The sequence below is a fragment of the Chryseobacterium sp. BGA-UO-ETr-SB22 genome (assembly GCF_059567885.1).
The window spans coordinates 2,640,779-2,659,901 of sequence record NZ_JCAQOV010000005.1 but is presented as its reverse complement, the minus strand read 5'-3'; the positions used below and the strand labels follow the sequence as shown (position 1 = coordinate 2,659,901).

At 36.2% G+C, this 19,123-nt stretch carries 16 protein-coding genes; 5 read left to right on the top strand and 11 right to left on the bottom strand.

The genetic code is table 11. From position 1 onward, the window contains the following. Nucleotides 1–39: 39 nt before the first annotated feature. On the bottom strand, nt 40–1,050 hold the full coding sequence (locus tag AC57AW_RS19345; protein WP_496353191.1) for a zinc-dependent alcohol dehydrogenase family protein: 1,011 nt from the start codon (nt 1,048–1,050) through the stop codon (nt 40–42). Between the two features lie 86 nt (nt 1,051–1,136). Between AC57AW_RS19345 and AC57AW_RS19340 the strand changes: the two genes are divergently transcribed. Both AC57AW_RS19340 and purE read left to right on the top strand, forming a co-directional pair. Beyond that, nucleotides 1,137–1,967: an AraC family transcriptional regulator gene (locus AC57AW_RS19340; RefSeq protein ID WP_496353190.1), complete on the top strand. Its 831-nt coding sequence runs from the start codon at nt 1,137–1,139 to the stop codon at nt 1,965–1,967. A gap of 52 nt (nt 1,968–2,019) precedes the next feature. After that, nucleotides 2,020–2,523, top strand: coding sequence for a 5-(carboxyamino)imidazole ribonucleotide mutase (gene purE, locus AC57AW_RS19335; protein ID WP_034699885.1), 504 nt, complete (start codon nt 2,020–2,022; stop codon nt 2,521–2,523). A 53-nt stretch (nt 2,524–2,576) separates the two neighbouring features. On the opposite strand, the gene AC57AW_RS19330 is transcribed toward purE, so the two are convergent. The 8 genes from AC57AW_RS19330 to ahcY all read right to left on the bottom strand — a co-directional run bounded on the left by AC57AW_RS19330 (nt 2,577) and on the right by ahcY (nt 12,855). Further along, complete coding sequence (locus tag AC57AW_RS19330; protein WP_496353189.1) at nt 2,577–4,136, bottom strand: BspA family leucine-rich repeat surface protein; 1,560 nt, start codon at nt 4,134–4,136, stop codon at nt 2,577–2,579. Nucleotides 4,137–4,151: 15 nt separating this feature from the next. Then, nucleotides 4,152–5,825 (bottom strand): BspA family leucine-rich repeat surface protein, encoded by a 1,674-nt coding sequence (locus AC57AW_RS19325; protein WP_496353188.1) that lies wholly within the window; start codon nt 5,823–5,825, stop codon nt 4,152–4,154. A gap of 9 nt (nt 5,826–5,834) precedes the next feature. Next, nucleotides 5,835–7,157 carry a BspA family leucine-rich repeat surface protein gene (locus tag AC57AW_RS19320; protein ID WP_496353187.1) on the bottom strand — a complete coding sequence of 441 codons (1,323 nt, stop codon included), beginning with the start codon at nt 7,155–7,157 and terminating at the stop codon, nt 5,835–5,837. 34 nt (nt 7,158–7,191) lie between these two features. Next, nucleotides 7,192–9,006: a BspA family leucine-rich repeat surface protein gene (locus tag AC57AW_RS19315; RefSeq protein ID WP_496353186.1), complete on the bottom strand. Its 1,815-nt coding sequence runs from the start codon at nt 9,004–9,006 to the stop codon at nt 7,192–7,194. Nucleotides 9,007–9,146: 140 nt separating this feature from the next. Further along, nucleotides 9,147–9,539 (bottom strand): inner membrane protein YiaA, encoded by a 393-nt coding sequence (gene yiaA / locus AC57AW_RS19310; RefSeq protein ID WP_318847051.1) that lies wholly within the window; start codon nt 9,537–9,539, stop codon nt 9,147–9,149. A 177-nt stretch (nt 9,540–9,716) separates the two neighbouring features. Then, nucleotides 9,717–10,514: a hypothetical protein gene (locus AC57AW_RS19305; RefSeq protein WP_318847052.1), complete on the bottom strand. Its 798-nt coding sequence runs from the start codon at nt 10,512–10,514 to the stop codon at nt 9,717–9,719. 120 nt (nt 10,515–10,634) lie between these two features. After that, nucleotides 10,635–11,438 carry a hypothetical protein gene (locus tag AC57AW_RS19300; RefSeq protein WP_496353185.1) on the bottom strand — a complete coding sequence of 268 codons (804 nt, stop codon included), beginning with the start codon at nt 11,436–11,438 and terminating at the stop codon, nt 10,635–10,637. A 103-nt stretch (nt 11,439–11,541) separates the two neighbouring features. Continuing rightward, nucleotides 11,542–12,855 (bottom strand): adenosylhomocysteinase, encoded by a 1,314-nt coding sequence (ahcY, locus tag AC57AW_RS19295; protein WP_124533807.1) that lies wholly within the window; start codon nt 12,853–12,855, stop codon nt 11,542–11,544. A gap of 167 nt (nt 12,856–13,022) precedes the next feature. Between ahcY and AC57AW_RS19290 the strand changes: the two genes are divergently transcribed. Continuing rightward, entirely contained in the window at nt 13,023–13,541 is a 519-nt protein-coding gene (locus AC57AW_RS19290) for a pyridoxamine 5'-phosphate oxidase family protein (protein WP_496353184.1), read from the top strand. Between the two features lie 101 nt (nt 13,542–13,642). Next, complete coding sequence (locus AC57AW_RS19285; RefSeq protein ID WP_496353183.1) at nt 13,643–14,353, top strand: 4'-phosphopantetheinyl transferase superfamily protein; 711 nt, start codon at nt 13,643–13,645, stop codon at nt 14,351–14,353. Here the strand turns inward: AC57AW_RS19285 and AC57AW_RS19280 are convergent. Beyond that, the gene (locus AC57AW_RS19280; RefSeq protein ID WP_496353182.1) at nt 14,334–16,598 is read right to left on the bottom strand and encodes an FUSC family protein; all 2,265 of its coding nucleotides are present in this window, start codon (nt 16,596–16,598) and stop codon (nt 14,334–14,336) included. The genes AC57AW_RS19285 and AC57AW_RS19280 overlap by 20 nt on opposite strands. A 334-nt stretch (nt 16,599–16,932) precedes the next feature. On the opposite strand from AC57AW_RS19280, the gene blaCHM reads away from it, so the two are divergent. Next, nucleotides 16,933–17,691, top strand: coding sequence for a CHM family subclass B1 metallo-beta-lactamase (gene blaCHM / locus AC57AW_RS19275; RefSeq protein ID WP_496353181.1), 759 nt, complete (start codon nt 16,933–16,935; stop codon nt 17,689–17,691). Nucleotides 17,692–17,947: 256 nt separating this feature from the next. Here blaCHM and porV read toward each other — a convergent pair whose 3' ends face one another. Continuing rightward, nucleotides 17,948–19,111 (bottom strand): type IX secretion system outer membrane channel protein PorV, encoded by a 1,164-nt coding sequence (porV, locus tag AC57AW_RS19270; protein ID WP_047378455.1) that lies wholly within the window; start codon nt 19,109–19,111, stop codon nt 17,948–17,950. Between the last annotated feature and the right edge of the window lie 12 nt (nt 19,112–19,123).

Below are 19,123 nucleotides of genomic sequence, written 5' to 3'. Positions count from 1 at the left end.
GACGGTTTGCAGAATAGAATCCATTGCTGTTTTTTATCATTAAGAAATTTGAATCACTATTTTCCCTCTTGCTTTTCTGTTTTCAAGCAATTCATAGGCAGATTCTATTTGTTCCAAAGTATAGGATTGATGATGAAGACGAACCTTTACTTTTCCGGTTTGAAGAAGTTGAAACGCTGCTTTTAAAATATCACCGTGATGTTTTTTTCTTTCGCCACTCAATAAAGGGTATAATGTAAATACTCCGGAATAGGTAGCATTACGAAAAGATAGAGGGGCAAGATTGTGGTTTCCCCAACCAAGGATGCTCACAACGTGTCCTGTATATTTTTTTACAGCTAAAAAAGAATCGTCCAGTACACTGTTTCCTATGGTGTCTATTACAGCATCAAATCCTTTACCATCAGTATATTCACTTACATATTGATCAACAGAAAGGTTGGTGTAATCTATAGGTGTAGCACCGTATTCTTTTATCCTTGCAAAATGTTCCGTGCTCACTGTAGCAAATACCTCTGCTCCTTTTGCAACAGCAATCTGTACAGCAATATGGCCAACACCTCCAGCTCCTCCATGAATTAATACTGTTTGATCAGGCTGTATATTAATCTTATCAACCAAAGCTTCCCAGGCAGTAATCAATATCAGAGGAAGAGCTGCTGCTTCCTGAAATGAAATGTTTTCAGGTTTTAAACTGATATGGTCTGCATCAGCAGTAATATATTCTGCTAATGTACCCTGATGGATACCAACTCCACCCACCATTCCGAAAACCTCATCTCCTTTTTTAAAACCCTTTACATTTTTTCCTGTTTCTATTACTATTCCGGACATATCAATTCCTGGGACAGCCGGAAGGTTAACTCTTGCATGCGCTGCCTGTCCGTTTTTGATTTTCAGATCTAAAGGATTCAATCCTGCTGATTTGATTTGAATAAGGACTTCATGGTCCTGAGGCGAAGGTTTATCTGTTTTTTTTAGTACAAAAGGTTTTTCAAATTGTTCTAATACAAGAGCCTGCATTTTTGTGTTATTGTTTTGTGAATTCATAACTTTTCTTTTTTCTTCTGCAAATTTCTGTGATTTGCTAATCCTAGATGTTGTATTTTTACATGATAAAAGGGTATAATATTGTCATGAAAAAAGATTTTCTTCAGGAACCGTTTGAACTTGTTTTAAAAGAATTGGCAGAAGTATGTCCGAGAGGCGATCACAGTGTCAGTTTCTTTGAACTTGTTTATATAGTTTCAGGAACCGGGGAGCAGGAGATTAATGGTAATACATTTTCTTATACGCAAGGCGATCTTTTTTTGCTTGTGCCGGAAGATTTCCATCGTTTTATATTCAAAACACAAACTCAGCTTTTTTTTATACGATTCAATAAACTTTTTTTTCAGCTTCATACAATGACAAGTGTATTTATGAAACAGCTTGAAAAAATTTTTTCCAATCATACTTTACAGGGATCCGTAATTAAAGGAGAGGAGAATATCCTTATGGTTAAAAAGATTATGGAAAGTCTGATAATCGCCATGCAAAATAAAAATTTCTATAATAATGAATTGGTTAAGCTTCTTGTACAGGCAGTTCTGACAGCAGTGGCTCAGAATCTGGTAAAGGAAGATATATTGGAGATGAATGAAAGTACAGATCATAAAGCTGCAGATATTCTTCAGTATGTTCAGGGGAATATTTACGATCCTAAAAAACTGACAGGTGAAAATATCAGTAAGATGTTTGGCATTTCAAAAACTTATGTAGGGCGTTATTTTAAGAATAATACAGGAATGACGTTAAATGAATATACGGTTCAGTACAAAATGAAACTCATCGAAAACCGCCTGCATTACAGTGATATGCGGATCAGTGAGATAGCAGATGAGTTTGGATTTACGGACAAAAGCCATCTGAACAGGTTTTTTAAAAAAGTAAAAGGAATATCACCATCTGTATTTAGAAACGAATAAAGTTGTTATTTTAAAAGAAGACTTTTATCTTTGAAGATCTAATAAATTGAAGATGGTAGGAATTATTATGGGCAGTCAGAGTGATCTGCCGATCATGGAACAGGCTGCAAATTTTCTTAAAAGCCTTGATATCCCTTATGAACTCACTGTAGTTTCAGCACACAGAACACCGGAAAGAATGTTCGATTATGCCAAAACAGCTCAGGAAAGAGGTCTGAAAGTAATTGTTGCAGGAGCTGGAGGAGCAGCACATCTTCCGGGAATGGTGGCAAGCTGTACTACACTTCCGGTAATCGGAGTTCCGATTTTGTCCAGTAATTCTATTGACGGATGGGATTCTGTTCTATCTATTCTTCAGATGCCTGGTGGAATACCTGTAGCAACTGTAGCTTTGAACGGAGCTTTGAATGCAGGGATTTTAGCAGCAAAAATTTTAGGAAGCGGTAATGAAGAAGTAGCGGCGAAACTTCAGAAATACCAGGATTCTTTAAAAGATAAAGTATTGGGAACTGTAGATGATATTAAAGCCCAGCATCCTAATCATTTTGACAAATAGTTTACTTTAAACTCAAAATAAAAGCCTCACTTTTCAGCGAGGCTTTTTTGTTTTTATTTTTTAATGAATTTTGAAGAAATAGTTTTTTCTTTCATGATAAGCTGTATCATATAATTCCCTTTTGGCAAAGAACTTACATTGATCAAATCATTATTAGGATTTCCTTCTTTTACAAATCTTCCGCTTGCATCATAAATTTTATATCCCTTAATATCAGCGATTCCTTCAATGTGAATATCATCCACTGCAGGATTAGGATAGAGCAGAGGTTTTTTATTCAGTTTTATATCCGATGAAGATAACAAACAGCTTCCTACTGTATCACCTATTAATGACCAGCCTTTATTGATGAGAATATCCCTTTTGTCTGACACATTTGATGCATATTTAAATCCTGTTAAAGAACCTAATGAGACATTGTTTGCTGTATTGGGATTGTCTGCCCATCCCATAAGTGTTTTGCTGTAATTTTCACAATTAATGCCTGACATTGTTAAAGCACCATTACCATTGGTAACGGAAACTAAGTTCCAGCTTCCTAATGACTGATTAAAACTTGATGCAACATTTAGGATCTGGTCTATTTTGGTTACTTTAGTCATATCCCAAGTTTCTAAAGACTGATTAAATGATGTACAGCCATGAAAAGCATGAGCCATATTGGTAACCTTAGACGTATTCCAGTTGAGCTGCTGATTGAAAACAGGAATCATATGAAACATAAAATGGATATCTTCTAGGCTTGAAGTATCCCAGTTATCCAGACGTTGATTGAAGCTTAAACACTGTCCAAACATCCAGCTCATATCTGTGACCTTTGAAACGTTCCAGTTATTAAGAGTCTGGTTAAAAACAGTTCTGTTTCCAAGCATATAGCTGAGGTTTGTAGCAGAAGACATATTCCAGCTGTCCAGATAAGGTGAGTTGAACTGTTCTATTACTGCAGAAGATGGATTCACATCAAATAAAAGAGACAGCATAAAACTGAAATTCTTAATTTTCGAAGTATTCCAGTTTTGCATAGAGCTGGCCCCCTTAAAACTAGTTGTACCATAAAACATAAAAGAAGCATCTTCAACATTATTAAGATTAGGAGTATCTGTTGCCGTAAGCTGCATAAGCCTGCACAGACTGAAGGCACTCTCCATAGTAGTCCACGAAATATTACCCCATTGTTCTATTTCCAGTATTTTATCTGAACTTCCATTGATCTGCCAGATAGGGATGACTTGCTCAGGAGTAGGAAATAGTTGAGGAGTTCCAAATTTTATTTGCCTGAAAATTCCGTTACCATTCGTAACTTTTACCCTGTATTTGGCATCATTTTTTTCTGCGATTGACGTCCCGAAGTCTATAAGAACCTGTTTTGTGGAAGTTACATCGAGTAGGGAACCATTGTGTTGTGGATAGCCCACTTCCTCCCAGTAAATGTCATAATTATCACCAATCCCGGGAAACCATATCTGTTGTGTGGTTGCCTGATAGGGTGCATCTACATTCACTGTTGGTAATACAGTGGATGCAGGCTTCCAGATGGTAATAAATTCATCCTGAGCTTTCGCCATGAAAATCAGTATCAGAAAAAAGAGTGTTGAAATTTTTTTTAATAGCATGTTGAGAGTTTATGGTTATTTTTTGATGAATTTTAAATTCTGAATATTATCTTTTGAATAAAGCTGTAAAATATAATTCCCCGGAATTAGAGTCTGAATATTAATCTGTTCACTCACCAGATCTCCGCTTACAACAATTCTTCCGCTCATATCAATAATTTTAAAGTCTTTCGCATTGGAATTTTTTACATAGATAATATTTGCAGCAGGGTTTGGATAGATATTGATTTCACCTTTTACCTTTACATCGGATGTTCCAAGGAAAGATTGGCACTCTCCGTTATAAGTATCGCCGCTGATGGTCCAACCTTTACTGTTGATTAAATAATTTCTGGCAGCTACCGCTGCATTATGAGAATAGGTAAGCGGTGACACCGAAGACAGATTGATATTGGCCGCGGTTGAAGGATTCAGGCTCCACCCATAAAGAGTACCATCATAATTCTGGCAGTTCAGTGCAGAGTTTTTAAACATATTGGAAGCGTACAGTAAAGAACTCAGGTTCCAGCTTCCTAAATTTTGGTTAAAAAGAATGGCATTGCTGAACATGCTGTTCATATTTTTTACTAAAGCGACATTCCATTTTGCTATATTCTGATTAAAACTTTTGGCACCATTGAACATATCTTGCATCCATTCTACTTTTCTTGTATCCCAGTTGGAAATATCGCTGTTAAAATTTTCAGCATTATAAAACATTCCATTCATAATGGTGACACTGCTTGTATTCCAAATAGATAAATCCTGGTTGAAAGCCTTTGCTCCATTAAACATATGATTCATTTCTATGATTTTTGAAGTATTCCAGTCTTTAAGAGGATAATTGAATTTCGTAGCCCCAGAAAACATAAATTCTGCATCAAGATTGTTAGACATATCCCAATTTCCAATAGGTCGGTTGAACTCCGCGGCTCCATTAAACATGGCTGTAGTAGAAGTTACTTTAGAAGTATCCCAGTTGTCTAATGGCTGATTGAAAAGTTTAGCTACATTGAACGTGATGCCCATCATCGTCACATTAGAAGTATTCCAGTTTCCAACCGGCTGATTAAAAACAAAGCACCCTGTAAACGTTCCAAGCAAAGTAGTTACCTTGGACGTATTCCAGTTATTGATCGTAGGATTTCCCACTAAACCATAACATCCTGAAAACATGTAAGACATATCAGTTACCAGTTTCAGATCCGGAATGTCAGTTGCCGTAAAATTTAAAATTTTACACGCCTGGAAAGCCTGTTCCATAGAAGTCCATTTAATCTTTCCCCATTGTTCTATATCCATGATTTTATGAACATCTCCTACAATTCCATTATCATTGAGCATGTCCCAGTCTGCAAATCTGATCTGGTGAAAATTTCCGTTTCCATTACTTACTTTCAACCGATACGTAGCATCTGATGGATTGGGATTGTGCGGAGTTCCGAAATCTATCAGGGTTTGATAGGCAGAAGTTACATTTGCTAAAGTGGCATTGTGAGACGGGTAGCCTATTTCTTCCCAATAAATCTGGTAATTAGTTCCTATTCCGGGAAACCAGATCTGATTATTATTTGAGTTTACAGGAATTCCTGCATAAGGATAAGAAGGTGGGGGAAGGCTGGGTTTCCATACCGTGATGAATTCTTCCTGAGCTTTTGCTAAGAATATCAGCAAAAGGAAAATGAACATTGGAATTTTTTTTAGAATCATGGCTATAGTTTATTGTTTGATAAATTGGAGTGAATGGATTTTATTCTTTGTCAAAATTTGTAGGATATAATTTCCCGGAGTCAACAGTCTGACGTTAACCTTTTCATAGTCAAGGTGGTCTTTGACAACAGTTCTTCCACTCATATCAGTGATGATATAACTTACCGGATTCTGGATGTTTTTCAAATAAATATAATCTTGTACCGGATTCGGATAAATAGCTGCTTTGCTGTTTATTTCCTTTTCAGAAGTTGAAAGGGTCTGGTTGCACAATCCGTTGTAAGCATCACCGGTTATAGTCCATCCTTTAGAATTGATTAAATAATTTCTTGCGGCTACTGCATCAGCATGAGAGTAGACTAGTGGAGAAGCACTTGATAGGTTGATATTAGCTGGCGTTGATGAACTCTGGCTCCATCCATACAGGGTCTTGTCGTAATTCAGGCAGCTCATCGCAGAATTGAGAAACATGCCGGTAGCTGTTGTTAACGAACTTAAATTCCATCTTCCGATATTTTGGTTAAAAGCTGTATCGTGGAACATTTCGTTCATATTGGTGACATTGGCTGTATTCCAGTTTTGAAGATCCTGGTTGAAATTTTCTGAATCATGAAACATATGCTCCATGGTGGTGACCTTAGCTGTGTTCCATTTACCCAAAGATTGGTTGAATCCTGTAAAATCAAACATATATGACATATCTGTAACATTCGAGGTATCCCAGTTCCCCAGTGGCTGGTTGAACAGGTTATCATCACCAAACATATAATACATATCTGTAATGGTAGAGGTATTCCAAGTATTGAAAGAAGAATTGCCAACTAATGAAGTACATAAATAAAACATCTGGCGCATGCTGGTTACCATGCTGAGGTCTGGTACATCAGTAGCTGTCACATCCATGTAGTCGCAGTATACGAAAGCATTGTCAAAGCTTTTCCATTTTATATTTCCCCATTGGGTAATTTGGGTGATTTTTGAACGGTCTGAAGCATTATAAGTAGGAATTAATGTATTGTCGAAGAATCTTACCTGATCGAAGCTTCCGTTTCCATCACTGATTTTGATTCTGTAGCTGGCCTGAGATGGAGAAGGGTTCAAAGGTGTTCCTAGGTTGACAATAAATTCAGTAGTTGAGGTTACATTATTTATTGTTCCGTTATGCTGCGGATATCCTACCTCTTCCCAATATACCTTGAAATTGGTTCCCCGGCCGGGAAATTTAATGAGTTGTGCATTCTGGGTTTTCCAGATGGTGATGAACTCGTTTTGTGCCTTTGCTATGAATACCAGCAAAAGGAAAATGAGTATTGGGATTTTTTTTAAAATCATGATTATAGTTTATGGTTATTAGTTTTTTCAGGAGTTATTTTTTGATGAATGAAAAGGAGTGAACCCTGTTTTTAGTAAAGATTTGCAGAATATAATTTCCCGGAGACAAAAGGCTGACAAGAATTTTATCCCTTTTCAAGCTTTCTTTAATAATCATTCTTCCACTCATATCAATAATAATGTAACTTTCCGGATTTAGAATATTTTTCAGATAAATCATATCCGTTGCCGGATTGGGATAAATTTGAGGTTCATTACTAAGGTTATGATCTGATACCCCCAGTTGAAGTTCACAGCTGCCTAAGCTATCACCCATAAAAACCCATCCTTTTGTGTTAAGTAGTTGATTTCTTGAGGGAGTTGCAATACTGGAATAGATTAGGGCTGAAACATCACCAAGATCAATATTATCAGGAGTGTTACTGTTATTAGACCATCCCATAAGTGTATTACTGTAATTCAAGCAGTCTAATCCTGAAGAAGTAAGCATCGAGAAAGCAGTTGTTAAGGAGTTCAGATTCCATTTTTCTAAACTATGATTGTATGAAGTAGTTTCCTTTAGCATTACATCCATATTTGAAACCGTGCTGACGTTCCAGTTTTCCAGGCTATGAGAGAATTCATAACAGCGGTGCAGCATGTGCTCCATGTTGACCACTTTGGCAGTGTTCCAATTGCTTATATTCTGATTGAAATAGGGGTTGAAATGGAACATAAATGACATATCTGTAACACTTCCCGTATTCCAGGAAGTCATAGGTTCGTTGTAGCTCACAGCTTCTGCAAACATATATGACATATTGCCTACTTTGGATGTATCCCAGCTGTTAATATTTTGATTAAAGTTTGTGGCCCCAAGAAATGTTCTGGACATATCGGTTATTTTTGACGTATTCCAATTATTGAGTGGCTGATTGAATTGGGTAGCAAAAGAAAATGCACCACTAAGAGAGGTTACATTTGAAATGTTCCAGGTATTAAGTGATTGATTGAACTCTGTTGCACTATTGAACATATCAGCCATAGTAGTGAGAGACTCTGTATTCCATTCCTGTAATGGCTGGTTAAACTTTTCTGCATTTATAAACATAAACTGCATATTGGTCACTTTAGAGACATCCCAGGTTTTCAGAGGCTGATTGAAAAGTTTTGCATAATGAAACATACGAAACATATTGGTAACATTGGATGTGTTCCAATTATCAATCGGGGAATTGAATTTTGTCTGAGAAAACAGTTCAGACATATCCTGTACAGATGAGGTATCCCAGTTGTTTATTGAATGATTGGAAGTGAAATTCTTTGCAGACCTGAACATTCCAGACAGATCAGTAACGTTAGACAGATCCGGTGCATCTGAAGCCGTGAGTGTTATATTAGGGCAAAATGCAAAGGCATTATTCATTGTACTCCATTGAATATTCCCCCATTGGGCAATTTCAAGTAATTTGTCTATACTTCCATAGTATTTTACTCCTGTAGAAGGAGCATATTCATTAGAAAGTATTCTGAAAGGACCATTTCCATTGCTTATTTTCACCAGGTAACTAGCCTGCATTGGATTAGGATGTAAGGATATTCCGAAGTCTATTAAAACCTGTTTGGTAGAGGTAACATTATTCATTGTTCCATGATGTGAGGGATAACCTACTTCTTCCCAGTTTATTGTAAAATTATTGCCAATAGCCGGAAACCAGATTTGATTGTTTACTGCAGGATAAGGGGCAGAAACAGAGATAGGGGCCGAACTTATAAAGCCAGGCTGCCAAACGGTGATGAATTCATTTTGTGCTTTTGAAAACTGGAATAATAGAATATATAAAGTAGAAAATAAGAGTTTTTTGTACATGTCATTAGTTTGTGAAATAAGCGTAGCTAAAATAACAAAAAACTTAATATATTTTTAATGTAAATGTGAAATTTATAGTATTTTATGTATTTTAATGAAGTTTTTTAAATAAAAAACTCTCCGTTTTGGAGAGTTTTACTTTATTCCTGAAGCATATTGTCACGTGTATTTTTCTGGACTGCGATGGCTCCGAAGAGAGCGAGTAAAAATGCAAAAGCATAAAAACCTTTTTCACTTGGAAGAATGGTTGCATTCCAAAGTCCTATGGCTAGTAGTATAATGGATGATAATGTCGCAAACCAGCAAATGCCATAATAAATATCGGTTACCTGAATATTTTCTAATCGGTCCCTTACTGCTTTCTGCAGAGAAACAACGGCAAATAAGCCATAAAGAAGGATGGTGAAATAATATCCTTTCTCATTCAGTAGCATTTCAGCTCTTACGAGACCCACGATGAAACCGATCATTCCGGCTCCCAGTGCTACCCATGATGCCGCGACGAATGCATTCGATACTCTTTGTTTTTTCATAGTTTAATGTTTTATTTAAGAGGGCTAAGATATTCATTTTTTATAAATAGAGCCTTAATGGAGGGAAAATATGGGGGAAATACTGAACAGTGTCTTCAATGTTTTTTTTAATTTATCAATTATCGTTTTATGGGAATAAGCTCATAAAAAAACTCCCCAAAATGAAGAGCTTACCTATTATTGAGTTATATATTCGTATGTATATCTTACAAACTCGTTACCATCGTCATCTTTTCCTATGACCTGAATGGGTAATTGAAAATTATTGTATTCTATTTGGTAGGTGATATTTAGAATTTGATTCCAGTTTCCTGTATTGTCTTTCTTGCTTATTTTTTCGGTTGTATAGTTATTTTGACTTAAAAACTGTGGCCCTCCCATAAAAATCCTAAAATATCTATTGATTAAAGAATAAGGATTTACTTTGTTATCATATGAAAATTCTTTTTTAAAATGATGAGGCCCACCAATACCGTCACTCAATGAATTTTCTTCCGAAACATTATTCTCACTATATGAATATGAAGTCGTAGACGGGTTTGTACAATTGGAAGATTCGCAAAGGGATGTGGCAGTAACTTTACCATTATTGTAGGTTATTGCTGCATTATATGTACTAGTGGGATATATTGTTTTAACCATAGTCAGTTGATCACCATTGTAGGTGCAGGTCTTATAATATGCTCCTGTACCATCTGTTTTCTGGTAATTTATTTTTGAAGGTCTTCCAGTAGCATCATATTCTAAAATGGAGATTGTGTTTTCTGATGAGATTTTGATAAGCTGCTTTTGGTTATTATAATCAAATTTGACAACATCTGTTGAAGGATTAGTCGAATTTCCATGATAAACTGTAGTGGCTTTACTTAATAATATTTGAGGTTCAGAAGGATTGGTTTCATTTTCTTCATTATTACTGCTACAGTTGAAGAATAAAAATGAACTCATCAACCCTATAAAAAATTGTATTTTCATGCATTAAAAGTTTTTATTTAAATGAGGACTAAATATATTCTTTATTTGTAAAATAGCCATGAGAATGGTGACGAAAATATTTAGTTCATAAAAAACTCTCCAATTTGGAGAGCTTACCTATTATTGAGTGATATATTCGTAGTTGTATTGAGCGGAAAGGCTTCCATTAGCTTCTTTTGATATAGCCTGCACTGGGAATCCGGCGCTGTTGTATTGAATCGTGGAAGTTCGGGTTTGGTTTTGTGTCCAGACTCCATTGCTTTTGAAGCTTATCTTTTCTGTAAGATAATTGTTTTTACTTGCAGTATAGGCTCCTCCCATCATAATTTTTAAGTATTTGTTGATATTTACGTATGGGTTCAGTTTATTATCATAAGAGTAAACAATTTTAGTGCTGTAGCTGGATCCTCCACCTTCTGAAGTTTCTGATGAAATATTGTTTCCATCATAAGTAAAAGTATCCACTATGGGATTGGAACAAGCTGGCGACTGGCAAAGAGATGAAGAAATCATCTGTCCGTTGGTATTATAATTATAAGTAATCGTTCTGTTGTAATCCGGATTATTAGTGTAGATTGCCTTAACAGTGGTTAATAGATCTCCATTGTAAGTATAAGATGAATAATAGTCTACGGTGCCATCTGGCCGATAATAAGTGGTCTTTGCAGGTTTTCCGTTACTGTATTCAAACTTGGATGATCCTGATGAGGACAATGTTTTGATAAGTTCACCCTGATTATTGTATTCAAGCGTTTGTATGCTGGTCTGTGGCTGAGCCGGGTTGTCGTAGTAAACGATAGTGACTTTACTTAATAGTGTCTTTGGTTCGGAAGGCGTATTGCTTCCGTCATTATCATCATTACTGCTGCAGCTGTTAAAGAAGAGAGCAGAGCTCATCAATCCCAGAAATAAGAAATTTTTCATGTTATTTTTTTAGCTGACAAAAATAAGAAATGACTGATTGTACTTTATAAAAAAATCCCACTATCTTAGAAATAGTGGGATCATATCATGTTTTATTGAGATCTTAGTATCTGTAGTATTCAGGCTTGAATGGCCCTTTTACGTCAACTCCGATGTATTCAGCCTGCTCAGGAGAAAGAGTTTCAAGTTCTACACTTAATTTCTTAAGGTGTAAAGCTGCTACTTTTTCGTCTAAGTGCTTAGGAAGCATATATACTTCATTACCATAAGCTGCAGAGTTGTTCCATAATTCGATCTGAGCCAAAGTCTGGTTAGAGAAAGAGTTAGACATTACGAAACTTGGGTGACCTGTAGCACATCCTAAGTTTACCAATCTACCTTCTGCAAGGATAATTACTTCCTTACCTTCAATAGTATAGATATCAACCTGAGGCTTCACTTCAGATTTAGTCTGACCGTAGTTTTTGTTCAACCAAGCCATATCGATTTCGTTATCGAAGTGACCAATGTTACAAACGATCGCTTTATCTTTCATTTTAAGGAAATGCTCTCCTCTTACGATGTTGAAGTTACCTGTTGTAGTGATGACGATATCAGCGTTGTCTACCACAGTATCTAATCTTTTTACTTCATAACCGTCCATAGCAGCCTGAAGCGCACAGATTGGGTCAATTTCCGTAACAGTAACGATAGAACCTGCTCCTCTGAAAGAAGCAGCAGTACCTTTACCTACGTCTCCATATCCGCAAACTACCACTCTTTTTCCAGCTAACATTACGTCTGTAGCTCTTCTTACTGCATCTACAGCAGATTCTTTACATCCGTATTTGTTGTCGAATTTAGATTTAGTAACTGAATCGTTTACGTTGATAGCAGGCATTACTAAAGTTCCGTTCTTCATTCTTTCGTACAGTCTGTGTACTCCGGTAGTGGTTTCTTCAGAAAGCCCTTTGATATCTTTTGTGAATTCAGGGTATTTATCAAAAACCATGTTTGTTAAATCTCCACCATCATCCAAAATCATGTTTAATGGCTTTCTGTCTTCACCAAAGAATAAAGTCTGCTCAATACACCAGTCAAAATCTTCTTCATTTAAACCTTTCCAAGCATACACCGGAATTCCTGCAGCAGCAATAGCAGCAGCAGCATGATCCTGTGTAGAGAAAATATTACAAGATGACCAGGTAACTTCAGCTCCTAAAGCTACCAATGTCTCGATAAGCACAGCCGTTTGGATTGTCATGTGAAGACATCCTGCGATTCTTGCTCCTTTAAGGGGTTGAGATGGTCCGTATTCTTCACGGATAGACATCAAACCTGGCATTTCTGCTTCTGCAAGGGTAATTTCTTTTCTACCCCATTCTGCAAGGGAGATATCCTTAACTTTATAAGGAACGTATTGTGTAGTAGTACTCATATGTAATGAATAGTTTTTAAATTCAATTGATAACGAAAGGCAAAATTACGATTAATAATTAAGATATAAAAACGGCAGATTAAGTTCAGTTTTATGAGATTAAACATAAGTTAATATTATTTAGTCTTAATTTAAATAACTAATTTTAGCTGATAAATAAATGTATTATGAGTCAAACCCATACAGAAAAGAAAATTAAACCTGTTGCTCCAAAAGTACAAGAACTGATCAATGCTTCCAAAAGTATAATTCTGGCTACTGTAGATGCAGAAGGAAATCCCAATTCCAGCTACGCACCTTTTGTACAGGTAGAGCAGACATTCTATATTCTGGTATCTTTCATGGCAAAACATACCAAAAACCTTGCTGACGGAAGAAAAACATCCATCATGTTTATTGAAGATGAATCAGCGACCAAACAAATCTATGCCCGCGAACGTTTAACTTTTGAGGCAGCAACTTCTCAAATTGAAAGAGATTCCGAAGTATGGAATCAGGTAGTAGCTAAACTAAAAGAAACTCACGGAAGAGTAGTAGACGTAATTTCTGGAATGGGAGATTTTATTTTAATTGCCTTACAGCCTGTGAAAGGATCTTATGTAAACGGATTCGGGAGCGCTTACTTTGTAGATGCAAACCTTGAAATTGTAGAGCATAGAAATGATGTGAATCATCAGTCTAAATAAGAAAGGAAGAGGGAGCGGGAAGATGGAAGGTTATGAAAATTAAGCTAAGAAAGCTCTGTTTTTTCATAAATAGATTCTCTTTTCAGTTAAAACTAAAGTTATTGCACTGGCTGCAAGTAACTTCCATCTTTCTGCATCCATCTCCCATTCCTTTCAACTTCCACATCTTTTCACTATTTTTACCCAATAAAAAAAGAATGCCCCTTTACCGAGATTTTTCAGATGATAATGCCACCATCCTTGTTTGGAAGTATGATGAAAGTGAAGAACTGGATATCCATCAACTTCTGGAACCGGAAAATGCTGAGAAGGTAAAAGATTATCATCCCAAAAAATTATTGGAAGTCCTGATGGTACGCAAGCTCCTGAAAGGATTAAAGCCCAATTCTAAGATTCTATATAAAGAAAGAGAACCTTTTCTTTCTCCCAATGATGCGGAAATTTCTATTACGCACTCTTTTCCTTTTGCCGCTATTGCTATTTCTAAAAATAAAATAGGAATTGATGTCGAAAAGTTCAATCCTAAAATTTTAAGGGTGATTGATAAATTTACCTATGAAAATGAGCGTGGATTTATTCCTGAAGATAAAGCAGATACTTTTTATACGATTATATGGAGTGTAAAAGAAAGTATGTACAAAATTCACCACTCCAAATACTGGTCTTTAAAGAAAAATTATGAAGTAAAGCCTTTTGAGCTGAAACATCTTCATAAAATAAGCTGCAGGGTCTATGACGATCAGTTTTCAGATGAATTCAAGGCCAGAGTAGAGTTTTTCGACGACTACTGCTTTACGATTGTGGAGGAGTAGGATCTGTCTCGTTCTTGTATTTTTCGATCACTTTTCTCTGTTCTTTTGCTACATCATAGATTAGTTCCAGGATATCATGGATGTTTTTAAGCTCCGTTAAATGGGAGATTTTATCAGGATCTCTTCTGTCGACAATATCGTTTTCCTCAATCTCCGTTTTTCTTTTTAGAAGCATATCTTCAATGGATGAATCTTCCGGCTCAAGACGGCTTTCCATTTTCAGCGTTTCGTTGATATCATTCCCGTTGAGAAGGGTAGAGGTTTGCTGCATTTCTGCTTCAATCTTTCGGCTCCAGCTTTCAGCATCTATTTCCGGATATTGTTCATTACTCTTGGAATATTGAGAAAGAGAAGCGGTATACGCCGTGATCAGGTGCGATGTCGCCACAAACTGGTGAACAACTTCCAATTTTTTCTGCTGATTTTTAGGATCCGAAATCATCCTCTGGAAATTGTCGGAAAGGTTGGCCAAAGAAATAATTGCATTTTTTCGTTTTACCTTATAATCTTCAAGATCAAAATTTCCCTGTAAAAATTTTGAAATCACACTTTGGAAATAGATAAGGTTGTCTGCTGCAGACTTTTTCATCAGATCCAAGTTTTGTGTATGCTCCCAAACAGGCAGTACAATATAAGACACTGCAAAAGCAATGATTCCGGCAATTGCTGTATCAAAAATTCTGTCTTTAAAAATGATATTGATTTTCCCGGGATTTAAAAAATTAAAACTCAGGAAAACATAAATCGTCATGAATAGTACCGCCCAGAAATACCGCCCTTTCAGGAAACTGAAACACATAATCATACTGATAAGCAGAATAGCGAATAAAACACCATTAATATGTACAAAATGCAGAATGGCATAAGCAATGCTGGCTCCTGCAATTGTTCCATAGAGACGGAGAAGGTTTCTCTGCTTTGTAATAGAATAGGCCGGTTTTAAAATGGCAGTAATGGTAATTAATATCCAATACGTATGTCCCAGTCCCAGAAGATCAAACATCGAGAAAATATATCCCAGCAGTAAAGCTGTTGTAATTCTTATTGCATGGCGGAAATGGGAAGATGACAAGGAAATATTATTCCTTAAAACCTTAGCATTGAGTTTGGGTTCATTAGGCATGAATTTTTTAAGGTCCAATCCCGTAGATAAACTCTTTGCCAGTTTTATATTCTGAGAAAATACTTTATAGATCTCGTTGATTTCTTTGGTAATTTCATAGATACGCATCAGGATCTGACGCAGGATCATGAAATTTTCCAGGTTATCGGGAGAAAGTTGTTTATTTCTGAGTTCGAAATAATTATAATTTAAATTCTTTAATTCCAGTTCCAGATTCACCATCGGCTTTGCTCTGGTACCACTTTGAAGTGCGATTCCGATGTTGGTAATCTCTTCTGCCAAAAGATTGAGATAATCATGAATATTAACAAGGATCATACTGTCCTCAAAACTCTGCTGAAGCTTCTGATAATCACTTTCAGAAGTCATCAGCTTCTCATGAAGGTCCATGGAATTCAAAAACATCAGCATCAATAAACGACTTGTAGTAGTAGATTCATTGACGATGGTTCTTGTTTTAAAAACAGTTTCTCGGGTGTCTTCCTGCAGGTTTTTTATTTCAATCTGCTTGGCAATAACCTGAGTCGTCAGTTTGTTAAAATCCGGATTTTTCTGATAATAATTGGCTTTAATCTTTAAAAACTCAGCCAGCTGGAGATAATTTTCTCCAATCATCTGGCTTGCCAGTTTATAGGGACGAATTGTCGTTACAATAAGGAATATGAGCAAAAACCATATACAGCCTGAAGCAAAAATCAGCAGACTTTTGAAGATATTACTTCCCGTAAGATGGCCATCAATGAAAATGGCGAGTACAACGAGGGATAGTGAACCTACTGCTGCCAATCTCTGACCATACACTCCTATCAGCGAGAAAAACATCCCAAATATGATGATCTCCAGAAGGACCAGTACTTTGATACTCATCACAAGACTTGCAATGAGTGCTACAAAAACAAAACAAAAGATCGCAAAAGTAAGGGCATTTCTTCTTCTGATAAAAGGACCGGGCTGATCTGTAAGAGCTACAAAGCTGGTTCCGAGAGGAAAAAGAAAATATTCTTTTAAAATTCCGAAGTGGGCGAGGACTAAACAAGGCAGAACTGTAGCTAATGTAATTCTGATAGCAGAATATACATACTGACTGGTTACAAATTTTTTTAATTCCGCCGAATAGTTCATACTACAAAAATAGATATTGAATTTAAGAAAATCGCCATAAAAAAGAGACTTTTATAAACTTAAATATTATATTTTTTTAAATGAGGCTTTATGCTATTTAAAATAAACTGACAACCAACCCCATTGATAATTGCGGGTTGACGAAATATATTTCGACAGTGAATTTTTGCTTCGTAAAGTGAATGGTTGTAGTATATAAAAGAAATTGACAAGCGAAGCAAATTGACCATTGACTATTCACAATTAACTACTGGTCATTTTTAACACAACAGCTAACAAATCTTGTTCTACGAATTCTTACCTTAGCTTATCTCAACTCTTAAAAAACAGCTTCATGAAAGACACTATTAAAAATATTTTCGTCATATTCTTTTCTTTTTTCATTCTAAGTTGTGGTTCACAGAGCAAGAAAAGTTTTAAAGCAAAAGAAATTTATAAATCCAATAGTCTGATTATTACCCAGATTTCAGAAAACGCCTTTATCCATACTTCATTTAAAAAGACGGATGATTTCGGAAATGTGCCGTGTAATGGACTCATTGTAAAAGATAATAATGAAGCGATTGTTTTTGATACACCCACTAATGATAAAAGTTCTGAAGAACTCATACAATGGATCAATAAAAAACTTCATGCTAAAATCAATGCAGTAGTTCCGACTCATTTTCATGATGACAGTCTTGGAGGATTGCTGGCATTCCATAAAAATAAAATTCCTTCTTATTCATATGCTAAAACAATTGAATTAGCCAAAGAAAATAATTTCGTTGTTCCTGAAAACAGTTTTAATGATTCTGTTATTTTGAAAGTGGGAAATAAAGCTATTATTGCAAAGTATTTTGGGGAAGGCCATACAAAAGATAATACTGTTGGATATTTCCCGAGTGAAAATATTCTGTTTGGAGGCTGTTTGCTGAAAGAGCTTGAGGCTGGTAAAGGATATTTAGGAGATGCCAATGTTTCCGCCTGGTCGGGGACTGTTGAAAAAGTAAAAAAAGAATATCCTAATGTAAAAATCGTAGTTCCCGGACATGGAGATTATGGAGACGGAAGACTTCTTGATTATACCATTACATTATTTAAAGGTCAATAGTGAATTTTTGCTTCGCAAAGTGAATGGTGAATTTTTTGTAGTATGTAAAAGAAATTGACAATCGAAGCGGATTGACGCATTGACAATTGACTTTTCATATTTTCAATAGTGAATTTTTGCTTTGCAAAGTGAATGGTGAATTTTTTGTAGTATGTAAAAGAAATTGACAATCGAAGCGGATTGCCGTATTGATAATTACCCATAAAAAAAGCCTCATTACAATGTATGAGGCTTTTTTATATAGCTGTAGTTTTTTTTAACGATCGTTGTTGGATGTTTCCTCTCCAATGTTCCAGGTAAGACCGAAACGAAGTGTGTTATCCAATGCACTGTTAATTTTAGACATATTGATCAGGTAAGAAAGATCCAATCCGAAAGAACGGTATCTTAAACCAACACCTGCCGTAGCAAACTGTCTGGCTCCCTGCTCTTCACTTTCATGGAAGTAACCTCCTCTTACAGAAAATGCATTGTCATAAGAATATTCTAAAGCACCACTGTACATGATACTGTTTTTGTTTTTGAAAGATTTTCCGATACCAGCCATTGGTCCTACATTCGGAATTTGATAAATAGGCTGTCTTGTATTTGGATCAATTCCTGCATACTCAGATCCAGGAACCAAAAGTTTTGAACCTTCCACAGAAATTCCAACTCTGTTCATATCATCCAGGTACATGTCATACCCAACCCCTAATCTTGCCATTGTAGGAAGATAAGATCTTGACTCTTCATTTCCTGTATAATCCAGTTTTGGACCTACGTTTTGAATCGCTAAACCTGCATTCACTTTACCATCATACCCTCCGATACTGGAGAATCTTGGAGAGGTATAGTATGCTGAAACGTCTACCGCGAAACTGTTTGCCGCTTTAAGTGTAGTGTCTGTGTTGAACCCTCCGGCTAAGTCTGAACGGATAAATCTACCGGTAACAGCACCAGAGAATGAATCAGAAAGCTTCAAAGCATAAGCAACGTCAATTGAGAATTCGTTTGGTTTTGATGTACCCATTGATGCAATTTCTGTACCTACCAACTGAGTCAGGTCTACCTGTCCCATATTGAAATAATAGATACTTGCAGAGATTGTAGATCTCTCTTCCTGCCCCAGAAACTTATGAAACGAAGCATATAATAAGAATACATCATTGGTAAGTTTTCCCATGTAAGGCGTATAGTTAAGACCTACGGAAGAACTTGTTCTGCTGAAAGGATATTTAGCCGCATTCCAGAATTGTGAAAATGCATCGGGAGAGGTTACCACCCCTTGATCTCCCATACCTCCTGATCTCGCATCAGGCGCAATTCTTAGGAAAGGAGCTCCGGTAAGAACAGGGTTTACTTTACCTAAATCTTGCGAATAGCCTAAAAAACCAGCACTCAAACCAAATCCTAAAAGCAGTTTAGTAGTTAAATTCATATGTTGTCTTTT